This is a genomic window from Mesorhizobium sp. M0663, assembly GCF_040320585.1.
Classification (GTDB): domain Bacteria; phylum Pseudomonadota; class Alphaproteobacteria; order Rhizobiales; family Rhizobiaceae; genus Mesorhizobium.
The window spans coordinates 96,765-108,960 of sequence record NZ_JAMYPX010000013.1; the positions used below are offsets into that span (position 1 = coordinate 96,765).

Consider the following 12,196-nt stretch of genomic DNA (forward strand, 5'->3'; position numbering starts at 1 on the left):
CGTGGCCGAAAACACCAAAGTCGTCATGGAGACGGTGCGCGCCGCCGATCATGACCGCTATCTGACCGCGCTCTACGCGCCCGAAGACAAGCGGGACGCGCTGTTTTCGCTCTATGCCTTCAACGCCGAAATTGCCGGCATACGCGATCGCATCCGCGAAGCGCTGCCGGGCGAGGTCCGGCTGCAATGGTGGCGCGATGTCATCGCCGCCGAAGAGGATGAGGCAGAGATTGGCCATCCCGTGGCGGACGCGCTGAAGGCGACGATTTCCACTCACCGCCTGCCCAAGGCGGCTTTCGACAATATGCTCGAAGCGCGCGTCTTCGATCTCTATGACGACCCGATGCCGTCGCGCACCGATCTCGAAGGCTATTGCGGCGAGACTGCCGCCGCGCTCATCCAGCTTGCGGCGATCGTGCTCGATCCGGCCGAAGCACCGCGCTTTGCCGAACTTGCCGGCAGGGCAGGTTGTGCGCAGGCGATGACCGGTCTGCTGCTTCTGCTGCCGCTGCATCGCAAGCGGGGACAGTGCTTTGTCCCGGCCGACATTTTGGCAGCGGCGGGATCCTCGCCGCAAGAATTCGTTACAGGCGACGGCGGGCCGGGCGCGGAACGCGCCGTTGCCGCGATGATCGCGCTGGCACGCGAGCATCTTTCCGCTTTCGAGCAGGGGGCGTCCACCCTGCCGGTTTCACTGCGTCCGGCCTTTCTGCCGCTGGCTCTGACGGGCGCGTATCTCGGCAAGATGGAGGGCTCCCGCCACTCACCGCTTGATGGCGCGGTGCGGCTTTCGGCCTTGCGCCGGCATTTGCTCTTGTTCCGGCGCGCGACGCGGGGCTGGCCGGTCGCATAGAGGCTGCCGCGTAGCCAACCTGATCGTTATTCCGCAGCTTCCGCCCGAAAAGGCAGCCCCAGCCATTCGCGGCAGTCGGCGAGCGCGCGCGATGTCACCGCATGCCGCTTGGCGACCGTCTTGTCCTTGCCGCGCAGCCGCTTGCCCTCGATCTTTGGCGCGTCCACGGGCGGGAACAGACCGAAATTGACGTTCATCGGCTGGAAGGAGCGCTTTCCCGGCTCGTCGTCGGAGACAATATGGCCACCAGTGATGTGGTTGAGCAGCGCGCCGAAAGCGGTGGTCAAGGGCGGCAGCGACGGCGCATGGCCAAGCCTTTCGGCGGCCGCGAAACGTCCGGCAAGCAGGCCGATGGCGGCGCTCTCGACATAGCCCTCGCAGCCGGTGATCTGGCCGGCAAAACGCAAGCCGGGCCGCGATTTCAACTGCAGCGACGCATCGAGCAGCGTCGGCGAATTGATATAGGTGTTGCGGTGCAGGCCGCCTAGGCGCGCGAACTCGGCGTTTTCCAGCCCGGGAATGGTGCGGAATACGCGCACCTGCTCGGCATGCTTCAGCTTGGTCTGGAAGCCGACCATGTTGTAAAGCGTGCCCAGTGCGTTGTCCTGGCGAAGCTGGACGACGGCATAGGCCTTTACAGACGGATTGTGTGCATTGGTCAGCCCCATCGGCTTCATCGGCCCGTAGCGCAATGTCTCGACGCCGCGCTCGGCCATCACCTCGATCGGCAGGCAGCCGTCGAAATAGGGCGTGCCTTCCCACTGCTTGAATTCGGTTTTCTGGCCGTTGACCAGCGCCTGGATGAAGGCAAGGTACTGCTCCTTGTCCATCGGGCAGTTGATGTAGTCCTTGCCGGTGCCGCCGGGACCGACCTTGTCGTAGCGCGACTGGAACCAGCAGATATCCATGTCGATCGTGTCGAAATGGACGATCGGGGCGATGGCATCGAAAAAGGCGAGCGCGTCGGCGCCGGTTGCGTCCGCAATCGACTGGGCGAGCGACGGCGCCGTCAGCGGGCCGGTGGCAACGATCGCCTGGTCCCAGTCCGCCGGCGGCAGGCCCGGCAATTCCTCACGCTGGATGGTGATGAGCGGGTGGGCTTCGAGCTTTCTGGTCACCGCTTCGGAAAATCCGTCGCGGTCGACGGCCAGCGCACCGCCGGCCGGCACCTGATGCGCGTCGCCGGCGCTCATGATCAGCGAACCGGCCAGCCGCATTTCGGCGTGCAGCAGGCCGACGGCATTGGTTTGCGCATCGTCGGAGCGGAAGGAATTGGAACAGACGAGCTCGGCCAGCCCGTCGGTCTTGTGCGCATCGGTGCCGCGGACGGGACGCATTTCATGAAGGACAACGGGAACGCCGGCTTCGGCCGCCTGCCAGGCGGCTTCCGAGCCGGCAAGTCCGCCGCCGATAACGTGAATGGGGTTCTTGTCCATGAGCGCCGAAATAGTCGCTTGGCGCGAGGATTGCAATTGCCAGGGATCGCACCGCAAGTGGGCTGCCTAGGAAAGACCGCCCAAAACAACAACACCCGCCGAGGGAGGAGATCCGGCGGGTGTCGTTTTGTTGGTCGATCCTCGGGAGGAGGTGAAGATCGACCGTATTCGTCATTGCCGGGGAGGAGGTCGGCTTTAACGAAATTCTTTTCGCCATTTGAAGGGCGCGAAACCCTTTTAGAAACAACCTGGAAACAGCGCCCGCCGGGGGAGGAGGTCCGGCGGGCGCCGTTTTTGTGGTCAACCCTCGGGAGGAGGTGAAGGCTGACCGTATCCGTCAGGGTCGGGGAGGAGGTCGACCCTGGCGAAATTCTTGTTGTTAGATCGCCCTGCGAGCGACCATCTTGATCTCGTCGCGGACGATGCCGAGATCGTTGAGCTGGCGATTCGACAGGCGACCCAGCTCGGTAACCGTCTCGCGGTAGACGCGCCAGTTACGATAGTTGCGGATCAGGTTCATTGTCGTTCTCTTTTCAAAACTGGTTCGGACCATTTGCGGCCCGAAGGATTAGACCGCCTTGCGGGCGACGTAGTGAATGTCGCTGCGGCTGATGCCGAGGTCGGTCAGTTCACGGGTGCTCAGGCGGTTCAGCTCGGACACGGTGTCCCTATAGCGGCGCCAGTTGCGATAGTTGCGGATCAGGTTCATGGTAGTCTCGTTTCGTCTTTCTTTCGGATCATTCCGTCTTTGTGTGCACCGTGAAAATAGGTGAGGTTATATCGATTTAAAAGCGCTATTGGTGCATGGCAGCAATGCAAATTGTGCAATGCAGCATTAACGCGCGTCCGGTTTTCCGCCCAGATCGGAAAATGCCGTTAGGTCAAACGCTTGGCCGGACGAGCTAAAAGGACCAAGCAAAGGGGGAGGGGCATGGCGAGCTATTCGTCACGGGTCAGGTCGGATATCGCGCGATGGCAGCAGGCTGGCCTGATCGACGCGCCGACAGCCGATGCGCTGACGCGCGACGTCGAGGCAAACGAACGCAAATCGCTGAGTTTCGGCTCGATCCTGGCGATGATGGCGGCGCTGCTGTTCGGCGCGGCTATCCTGATCTTTATCGCCGCCAACTGGGAAGTCATCCCGCGGCTGGTGCGGGTCGCGGCACTTTTTGCCGTTATCCTTGCCGGCTATGTCGGCGGCGCGGTGCTGAAGATGCGCGACCATGCGGCGATCGGCGAAGCACTGTGGATCGTCGCGGCGGCGGCATTCGGCGGTTCGATCGCGCTGATCGGCCAGATGTATCATTTGTCGGGCGACGAGGCCTCGGCCTTGATCACCTGGGGCGCCGGCACGGCGCTGGCGGCGGTGGCGCTGCGCTCAAACCCGCTGACCGTCGCTGCCGTCGGCATCGCCGATGCCTGGCTGTTCCTGAGAGGGTTCGACTACTTCCGGCGCACGGAATTTCCGCATCTCTTCGTGGTCATGGCGCTAATTCTGTTCGCCGTTTCGTTCTGGACGCGCAGCCAGGCGGCGCGCCACCTGATCATCCTGTCGGTCCTTTTCTACCTCGTGCTGTTGGCCATGGAATACGACACGCTGCAAGTCGCCATCCCGCTCGTTGCCGCATCGGTGCTGCTTTTTACCGCTGCGATCTTTGCTGCCGGGCCGGTCGAGAGGGTTTTGCAACTCGGCGGCAGGTTGCCCTTGCACGCGCTGATCGGCTTTCTCACCGGCCTGGCGATGATCCAATTCGAACTGGCGGATGAAAGCAGCTACAATAGCGGCTTCGCCATTGCCTCGGCTGTTGCGCTGGCCGGCATCGTCGCGGCGATCGTGCTGGGTGGCCGCGAGAGCCGGGGACTGCGCTGGGTTGCCTATGCGGGCTTCGCCTTCGAACTCGCCATCATCTATGTGGTGATGCTGCAATCAATGCTCGACACGGCAGGCTTCTTCCTTGCGGCGGCGGTGCTTCTCGCCGTTCTTGCTTTCATTATCATCCGCATAGAAAAGCGCATGAACGCCTCGAACATGACAGGAGCGGCGGCATGATGACCGGCAAAAGACTGATCATCTCGGCGCTGGTCCTGGCGCTCGTCCAGATCGGCTTTCTGAGCTGGATCATCGCCGGACGCGCGGCGATCCTGCGCGATGGCAAGCAGGTCCTGCTCAGGGTCGAGCCGATCGATCCGCGCGATCTCTTGCGCGGTGACTACATTCTGCTCGGCTACGATATTTCGCGCATACCGGTGAAGCTGATCGGCAACATTCCGGCCGGCAAGCTTTCCAGCGAGGAAACGTCGATCGTGGTCAGGCTGAAGCAGGGCGCCGACGGCTATTGGGGGCCGACCGCGGCTTGGTTCGGGCAAGCGCCGGCGCCGGCAGCATCCGATGAAGCCGATATCGTCGGACACGTCTCCGAGGGCTGGAATATCAGCCAGGGAGCAACGACGATCGCGCCGGAGTACGGCATCGAGCGCTTCTATCTACCGGAAGGCGAGGGGATAGCGATCCAGAACGACATGCGGGTGCGGCCGTTCGGCATCCGGGTGGCGATCGCGGCCAACGGCACGGCGCAGATCAAGGCGCTGGTGGACGGCGACAAGACACTGTTCGAGGAGCCGCTTTATTAGATCGCGCTACGGCCTTGGCAATGATCCTCCTTCGCCAAGGCTTCGGAGGAGCTTCGAGTGGCCTGCCACCCGAAGCTCGAAGAGCGAAGGGTGGTGCGGATGAAGGGACTCGAACCCCCACGCCTTTCGGCACTGGAACCTAAATCCAGGGCGTCTACCAATTCCGCCACATCCGCATTGCCCGGCCAATCCCATGTAGCCATCATTCTGTCAATGTCAGGGCCGATATCGGCATCATTGGCCGGAATGCAAAGACGGTTGAAAATCGGCCGCGCCTGTGACAAAAGGCGTGTCGAATGTGACGGGACGCGACGATCCGCTTCTGCAGAATGTGATAAGAAGTAGGAAAAACAAAGACTTATTCACATTTTGGAGCGTATTTCTGGAGGATTTGTGCCGCGTTGAGCGGACAGATCGCCAAGTCCCGCACCAAAAGCCATTCCCGGCAAGATCATACCGGCAGGCTGTAAACGGCAGGGGCCGTTTGACGGCCTCATTGGTGGAAACAAAGGTTTTATGATGCAGGTCACCGAAACGCTCAACTCCGGTCTCAAGCGCGAGATCAAGATCACCGTGCCGGCCGGTGACATGGAAGCCAAGCTGATGGCGCGGCTCTCCGATGCTAGGAACAAGGTCCGCATCAACGGCTTCCGCCCCGGTAAGGTGCCGGTTCAGCATCTGCGCAAGGTCTACGGCAAATCATTCATGGCCGAAGTGGTCAACGAGATTCTCAATGATTCGACCCGTTCGATCATCACCGGGCGCGGCGAAAAGGCCGCCATGCAGCCTGAAGTGATCATGACCGAGGACGAGAAGGAAGCCGAGAAGATCCTGGCAGGCGGTGCCGATTTCGAGTTCCGCCTGAACTATGAGGTCATTCCGCCGATCGAGATCAAGGATTTCTCCGACATCAAGGTGACGCGCCAGGTGTTCGACGTGCCGGATGAAGAGATCGACGAGCAGGTCAAGCGTGTCGCTGAATCCGCCCGCACTTACGAGCCGAAGACCGGCAAGGCCGCCGAGGGCGACCGTGTGACCATCGATTATGTCGGCAAGATCGACGGCGAAGCCTTCGGCGGCGGCGCCGGCACCGATCAGCCGCTGGTGCTCGGCTCGAAGGAATTCATCCCCGGCTTCGAGGACCAGCTGGTCGGCAGCAAGGCCGGCGACGAGAAGCAGGTCACGGTTACCTTCCCGGAAAACTACCAGGCGGCGCATCTGGCCGGCAAGGAAGCCACTTTTGACGTGACGATCAAGGAAGTGTCGAAGCCCGGTGCGCTTGAGATCAACGACGAGATGGCCAAAAATCTCGGCCTTGAATCGCTGGAGCGCCTGCGCGAGGTGGTGCGCGGTCAGATCGAGAACCAGTTCGGCTCGATAACGCGCCAGAAAGTCAAGCGGCAGTTGCTCGACCAGCTCGACGCTGCTTACTCGTTCGAGGCGCCGTCCAAGCTCGTCGAGGCCGAGTTCAACAACATCTGGAACCAGGTCAACCGCGACCTCGAAGCTGCTGGGCGCACCTTTGCCGACGAAGAGACGACGGAAGAAGAAGCGCGTGCCGAATACATGCGGCTTGCCGAGCGCCGCGTGCGTCTCGGCCTGGTTCTCGCCGAAATCGGCGAGAAGGCCGGCGTCACCGTGACGGACGAGGAATTGCAGCGCGGCCTGTTCGAGCAGGTGCGTCGCTATCCGGCCAACCAGCAGCAGGAAGCCTTCGAATTCTATCGCAATAATCCCGAAGCGCTGAACACGTTGCGCGCGCCGATGTTCGAAGAGAAGGTGGTTGACCATCTGCTCGGCCAGATTTCGGTCACCGATGTCAAGGTCAGCAAGGAAGAGCTGCTGGCCGACGACGAGGATACGGAGACAACCAAGGCCAAGCCGGCGAAGAAGGCGGCTGCGAAAAAAGCGGACACCAAGAAGGCCGACGACGACGCTGAAGAGCCGAAGAAAAAGGCCGCGCCGAAGAAGAAGGCCGCCAAGGACGCTGAATAACGTCCCTGCTGAATTCCGAAAGGCCGCCTTCTCGAGGCGGCCTTTTTCGTTGTGGCGCAGACGCAACGGATTTCACGCATCTGGCGGTCGAGGTAGCGATATGAAGCTTTGATGATTATCTGCGCTGGGTTGCTGACCGCAGCGGTTGTTGGAGGCATCGTTGAGACAGTTCTTCGGTATCGGAAGCGTGGCGGCGGCGTTCCTGCTTGCGTCGGTCTGCGGCATTGCCCAGGCTGATACGGTTCTCGACAACTGGCGGTTCGACAAGAGCAGCGATGGCCTTGTCACCGCCTCGCTTTACGCGACCAACAAGCTCATCACCGGTGGCGGCGCATTGAGCTACAGCCCGGTTTTGACGATCGCCTGCCGGACAGCCGGCGAACCGCGTTGGAGCGAATGGCTGCAACTGAGCGACACCGTTTCCGCCAGCCGAACCATCGCCATGTCGGTGACTGTCGGCCAATCCGGCAAGCTCAACGAAAGCTGGTCGGTCGGCCCGCGCAGCAGAATGCTGGTCCGCGACGGTGCCGACGGCATCAGGCGACTGATTTCCGCGGACCGGCTGCTGCTGTCCTGGCGGTTCGGGCTGCTGTCGGGGCGCGGCAAAGCCGAGTTTGACCTCACCGGAGTTGAAGGGGCGATCGGCCGGATCGCCGCCAGCTGCAACACCAAATTGCCTTGAGCAGATTGTCCGCATTAAACCTTTGCATGGCCGAACTCTACCTGCCGGCCGGGTTCTGTGGTATGTAGGTGCCGCAACCCCAGGCATTGGATATCCGTTCTGCCATTCAAGAGCGCATGCCAGCGGACTAAATGTCGGCCTGTGCAGGTCAGCCAGGGCAAATTGGCGATCAGGGAGGAAATGCCATGCGTGCCATTGTGTTTTTTATCATCATGTCCGTCGCCACCGTCATTGCCGGCCCCTCGCGGGCACAGGATGCCGCGGCGGGTGAGAAGGTCTTCGCCAAATGCAAGGTCTGCCATATCGCGGACAAGGATCAGAACAAGATCGGTCCGTCCTTGAACGGCGTCATCGGCCGAACGGCCGGCACGCATCCAGGGTTCAGCTATTCCAAGGCTATGACCGAGGCCGGAAAATCCGGCGTTAAATGGGACGAAGCCACGCTGACGACCTACCTTCGCGATCCCAAGGCGATGGTCAAAGGAACCAAGATGGCGTTTGTCGGCCTCAAGAAAGACGAGGACATCGCCAACGTCATTGCTTATCTGAAGCAATTCTCCAAATAGCCCGACTCTTCCGCCGGATCTTGGCATAGCAAACAGGTCGAGGCATAGCCTCGGCCGCAATCTGCCGGCAGTGTCGGTGGGGAGGGCGGCTCGTTGCAAAAAAGACATTGGCCGGCTAGGCTGCCATTCCCATCGGTGGTCGTCTGAATGTCGACTGAAGAAAGCCGTCTCAAGGATACCGGCATCCGCCTCTCGGAGGCGACGGCGGGTGATTTCTTTGCGCTTTTGAAGCCACGCGTCATGGCGCTTGCCGTGTTTACTGCCTTCGTCGGCCTGATGATGGCGCCCGGCGTGATGAATCCAGTTATCGCCGTAATTGCCATCGGCGCAATCGCGGTTGGAGCGGGAGCCGCCGGCGCGCTCAATATGTGGTACGACGCAGACATAGACGCCTTGATGTCTCGCACGTCCAAGCGACCAATTCCGTCCGGTCGCGTCACGCCTGGCGAAGCTCTCAGCTTCGGTCTGGTGCTTTCCGCACTGTCGGTCATGACGCTCGGCGTGCTGGTGGGGTGGCTCGCCGCATCGTTGTTGGCGTTCACCATCTTTTTCTATGTTGTTATCTACACGATGTGGCTGAAGCGCTCGACGCCACAGAATATCGTCATAGGCGGCGCGGCAGGCGCCCTTCCTCCGGTAATCGGGTGGGCTGCTGCAACCGGCGCAATCGGCATTGAAAGTCTCATCCTGTTTCTGATCATTTTCCTCTGGACGCCGCCTCATTTCTGGGCGCTGGCCCTTTTCAAGGTCGGTGACTATGCCGCGGCGGGGGTCCCGATGATGCCGAATGTGGCCGGCCAGCACTCGACCAGAAAACAAATCTTCGCCTATTCGCTGCTCTTGGCGCCAATCGGCGTGCTTCCTTGGGGCTTCGGCTTCGCGAGCGGATATTACGGCACTGTTTCAGCCGCGTTGGGTGCAGGTTTCATTTGGCAGGCCTGGAAGGTTCTCGTCGCCGACAAGGAGATGAAGCCGGCAAAGGCACTGTTTGCGTATTCGATTGTCTATCTTTTCGCAATATTTGCGGCGTTGCTTGCCGACACCATTGTAATGCGAGTGATCGCTTCAGCCGACTATTGACCCCGGCTCAAAACATCACGTTGGCAGAGCACAAAATCCCAGCAACAGCAGAATAATGACGCCAAGGCCGAGTATGAGAACTGTCCTTCCGTCCATGACCTTCACCTTCGACTAGAAGAGCATATCGAAGAACGGCGTCCGTAGCTAGTCAGGCTACCCGGGACCTCCTACTCCCGGGCCTTCCTACAAAGCGCGACAAGTCCCCCGCATGAGAGTATATTGATCATGGTGCAGGTCGCGGTTTGCGTGGGCCAATCATGCGGAACGGCAGCACCGTAAAACGCGACCTTACCGGACCTGGTCTGGAGGAATGGTCATGGCAAGCTTTCACGTAATAGCAGGCGCCAGCGAGGCGCTGGAACACACCAGAATTCGAAAAATCGGTGTCTCCGATCTTTTTGATGCGCTCAGGCGTGGCGTCGATGATTTCATGGTCAAGCCGTCGCACATCGTTTTTCTCTGCCTGATCTATCCGATTGCGGGAGTCGTGCTTGCTGTCTGGACATCAGGTAACAACACGCTGCCATTGCTGTTTCCGCTTGTATCCGGCTTTGCACTGATTGGTCCGTTCGCGGCGATCGGCCTCTATGAGATCAGCCGGCGACGGGAAGCCGGGCTCGACGCCTCGTGGAGGCACGCCTTTGAGGTCAGGAGTTCTCCAGCACTGCCGGCTATTGCAGCGGTCGGCGTCATGCTGCTTGCGATCTTCATCGCCTGGCTTTTGACGGCCCAGATATTCTACCAGACCCTGTTCGGCCCGGCGCCGCCGCAATCGCTGTCCAGCTTCATCAGTGAAATATTCGCCACGGGACGCGGCTGGACGCTCATCATCCTGGGTCACGCCATCGGCTTCGTGTTCGCCGCGGTTGTGTTGTGCACCACGGTCGTCGCATTCCCGTTGTTGCTCGACCGCGATGTCGGCGCCTACGAAGCCATCCACACCTCGGTGCGCGTTGTCCTGGCCAACCCGATCGTGATGGCCGTGTGGGGCCTTATCGTCGCCGTCGCCCTGATCGTCGGCTCGCTGCCAGTGTTCGCCGGGTTGGCAGTCGTGCTGCCGATCCTTGGTCATGCGACCTGGCATGTCTATCGGAAAGTTGTGGAATCGCCGCCGGCCACCAGACCGTGAGCTGAAAAAACCTGCCCTGCGCGCACCGGTGAAAGTGCCGGTGCGGGCAGGGTGGGGCAGAGCTTTCAATAGGCCGGGTGGCTGAAACGGGCCTGGCGCGCGTCCTTTGTCAGGTCGCGGAAATCCTTGCCGCTCACATGCACCAGCGTCCTATGGTCACCGCCCTCGAAATAGATTTCGGGAGCGTCGCCGAGGCTTTCATCGAGGACCACTGGCACATCATAGGCAGCGCCGATCGGCGGCACAGCGCCGACGTCGCAATCGCCGAACAACGAGACCACCTCGTCTTCGGAGGCAAGTCCAAGAGGCTTCTCCATGACATCCTGCAATGTCGCGAGTTCTATCCTGTGCGTACTTGGAACCACGGCGAGCGCGTAGCCACGGTCGTGGTGAACGACCACCGATTTGGCCATTATGCTGCCAGGCACATGTGCCGCAATGGCGGATTGTCTGCTTGTCGCCGTGCGGTGGTGCTCGACGGTGTCGTAGGAAATTCCTTTCCTATCGATGAAGTCCTTCAGTCTGTTTGCGATGGTCATCTTGGGCGCCCCTTGCTGGTGTTCGCGACGCATGTGGAAACGCCGGCATCGCCTGTCGTTTCCGATACCAACAGAAATGGACCAGCCGTGGATTGTTTCAAGGCGAAGGCTCCAGGACCGGACGGCCTGGATCCGGATTGCATGTCAGGGCCCGGCCCCGAAAAACGCCATTCGGGTGAGAAGCGTGTAGTCCGCTTCGAAGACCATCATCGTCACGAACACCAGAACCAGCACCGGCGGCAGGATAATTGCATATGCCAGTGCCAGCCGTTCCCAGGCCATGTGCATGAAGATGGCGACGATCAGTCCTGCCTTGAGGATCATGAAGATCAGGATCAGCGACCATCTGAGATAGCCGTGGAGACCGAAATAGTCGACCAGATAGGAGCAGGTGCTGAGGATGAACAACCACGCCCAGACCACCAGATAGAGCTTGATCGGGTGCTCTTGATGAACCTCCGCCGGGGTAAACCCGGTCGTCGTCGCATCATGGGTACGGGCGCTGTCCAGCGCATGCTGTCCCAGGCCGTTTGCGGTTGCTTCAGCCATGTCCTGCCTCTCACCAAAGATAGAAAAATGCGAAAATGAACACCCAGACCAGGTCGACGAAATGCCAGTAAAGCCCCATGATTTCGACGTTCTCGTAGCGGCCCCTTCGGCTGGTGAAGAAACCGGGCCGTCCGACGTCGTAGTCTCCGCGCCAGACCTTTCGCGCCACGATGATCAGAAAGATCACCCCGATCGTCACGTGCGTGCCGTGAAAGCCGGTAATCATGAAAAAGGATGCGCCGAACTGGGCAGCGCCCCAGGGATTGCCCCAAGGCCGCACGCCCTCGGTGATCAGCTTGGTCCATTCGAAGGCCTGCATGCCGACGAAGGTCGCGCCGAGTGCTGCGGTCAAGAGCATCAGCACTGCCGTCTTGCGGCGGTCGCGGCGGTAGCCGAAATTGACCGCCATGGCCATCGTTCCGCTGCTCGAGATCAGCACGAAGGTCATGATGGCGATAAGGATCAGTGGAATGTCGGAGCCGCCGATGCGCAGGGCGAAGACCTCGCTCGGATTGGGCCACGGCACGCGTGTTGAGATACGCGCGGTCATGTAGGAGAGCAGGAAGCAGCCGAAGATGAACGTGTCGCTGAGCAGGAAGATCCACATCATGGCCTTGCCCCAGGACACGTTTTTGAACGCCCGCTGATCCGAGGACCAGTCGGCGGCGATGCCTTGCCAGCCTGCGGGCCGCGGCTCTGTTCGGCCGATGTGGACCAGTGTCGTCTCTGCCATCCG

At 60.8% G+C, this 12,196-nt stretch carries 14 protein-coding genes and 1 tRNA gene; 8 read left to right on the forward strand and 7 right to left on the reverse strand.

Annotated elements, in window-relative coordinates; all coding sequences use genetic code 11:
- Window positions 1-25: 25 nt before the first annotated feature.
- Window positions 26-853 carry a phytoene/squalene synthase family protein gene (locus tag NKI54_RS21665; RefSeq protein ID WP_502894606.1) on the forward strand — a complete coding sequence of 276 codons (828 nt, stop codon included), beginning with the start codon at window positions 26-28 and terminating at the stop codon, window positions 851-853.
- Between the two features lie 26 nt (window positions 854-879).
- On the opposite strand, the gene trmFO is transcribed toward NKI54_RS21665, so the two are convergent.
- From trmFO to NKI54_RS21680, 3 genes are all read right to left on the reverse strand, one after another.
- On the reverse strand, window positions 880-2,289 hold the full coding sequence (trmFO, locus tag NKI54_RS21670) for a methylenetetrahydrofolate--tRNA-(uracil(54)-C(5))-methyltransferase (FADH(2)-oxidizing) TrmFO (protein WP_352635493.1): 1,410 nt from the start codon (window positions 2,287-2,289) through the stop codon (window positions 880-882).
- Window positions 2,290-2,668: 379 nt separating this feature from the next.
- Window positions 2,669-2,809 carry a DUF1127 domain-containing protein gene (locus NKI54_RS21675; protein WP_023678914.1) on the reverse strand — a complete coding sequence of 47 codons (141 nt, stop codon included), beginning with the start codon at window positions 2,807-2,809 and terminating at the stop codon, window positions 2,669-2,671.
- 48 nt (window positions 2,810-2,857) lie between these two features.
- Entirely contained in the window at window positions 2,858-2,998 is a 141-nt protein-coding gene (locus NKI54_RS21680) for a DUF1127 domain-containing protein (protein ID WP_023678913.1), read from the reverse strand.
- Window positions 2,999-3,220: 222 nt separating this feature from the next.
- On the opposite strand from NKI54_RS21680, the gene NKI54_RS21685 reads away from it, so the two are divergent.
- Window positions 3,221-4,339 (forward strand): DUF2157 domain-containing protein, encoded by a 1,119-nt coding sequence (locus NKI54_RS21685; protein WP_352568847.1) that lies wholly within the window; start codon window positions 3,221-3,223, stop codon window positions 4,337-4,339.
- A complete protein-coding gene (locus tag NKI54_RS21690) occupies window positions 4,336-4,920 on the forward strand; it encodes a GDYXXLXY domain-containing protein (protein ID WP_352635491.1) in 585 nt (194 codons plus the stop codon). The genes NKI54_RS21685 and NKI54_RS21690 overlap by 4 nt, the downstream gene beginning before the upstream one ends.
- Before the next feature lie 91 nt (window positions 4,921-5,011).
- Here NKI54_RS21690 and NKI54_RS21695 read toward each other — a convergent pair.
- Window positions 5,012-5,096: transfer RNA gene (locus tag NKI54_RS21695), tRNA-Leu, on the reverse strand.
- A 343-nt stretch (window positions 5,097-5,439) separates the two neighbouring features.
- Here NKI54_RS21695 and tig point away from each other — a divergent pair.
- The 5 genes from tig (at window position 5,440) to NKI54_RS21720 (ending at window position 10,372) form a co-directional block, all read left to right on the forward strand.
- Window positions 5,440-6,915, forward strand: coding sequence for a trigger factor (gene tig / locus NKI54_RS21700; protein ID WP_023678910.1), 1,476 nt, complete (start codon window positions 5,440-5,442; stop codon window positions 6,913-6,915).
- A gap of 160 nt (window positions 6,916-7,075) precedes the next feature.
- Window positions 7,076-7,597 (forward strand): hypothetical protein, encoded by a 522-nt coding sequence (locus NKI54_RS21705; protein ID WP_352635489.1) that lies wholly within the window; start codon window positions 7,076-7,078, stop codon window positions 7,595-7,597.
- 212 nt (window positions 7,598-7,809) lie between these two features.
- Window positions 7,810-8,163 (forward strand): c-type cytochrome, encoded by a 354-nt coding sequence (locus tag NKI54_RS21710; RefSeq protein WP_502894605.1) that lies wholly within the window; start codon window positions 7,810-7,812, stop codon window positions 8,161-8,163.
- A gap of 147 nt (window positions 8,164-8,310) precedes the next feature.
- Window positions 8,311-9,243, forward strand: a complete 933-nt coding sequence (locus tag NKI54_RS21715; protein ID WP_023678907.1) for a heme o synthase — start codon at window positions 8,311-8,313, stop codon at window positions 9,241-9,243.
- Between the two features lie 316 nt (window positions 9,244-9,559).
- Window positions 9,560-10,372 carry a DUF2189 domain-containing protein gene (locus NKI54_RS21720; protein ID WP_352635486.1) on the forward strand — a complete coding sequence of 271 codons (813 nt, stop codon included), beginning with the start codon at window positions 9,560-9,562 and terminating at the stop codon, window positions 10,370-10,372.
- 65 nt (window positions 10,373-10,437) lie between these two features.
- On the opposite strand, the gene NKI54_RS21725 is transcribed toward NKI54_RS21720, so the two are convergent.
- The 3 genes from NKI54_RS21725 to NKI54_RS21735 form a co-directional block, all read right to left on the reverse strand.
- Window positions 10,438-10,911, reverse strand: a complete 474-nt coding sequence (locus tag NKI54_RS21725; RefSeq protein WP_352577606.1) for an aminoacyl-tRNA deacylase — start codon at window positions 10,909-10,911, stop codon at window positions 10,438-10,440.
- Window positions 10,912-11,055: 144 nt separating this feature from the next.
- Window positions 11,056-11,460, reverse strand: a complete 405-nt coding sequence (locus tag NKI54_RS21730; RefSeq protein ID WP_352635484.1) for a cytochrome C oxidase subunit IV family protein — start codon at window positions 11,458-11,460, stop codon at window positions 11,056-11,058.
- A 10-nt stretch (window positions 11,461-11,470) separates the two neighbouring features.
- Window positions 11,471-12,193: a heme-copper oxidase subunit III family protein gene (locus tag NKI54_RS21735; RefSeq protein WP_352635482.1), complete on the reverse strand. Its 723-nt coding sequence runs from the start codon at window positions 12,191-12,193 to the stop codon at window positions 11,471-11,473.
- Between the last annotated feature and the right edge of the window lie 3 nt (window positions 12,194-12,196).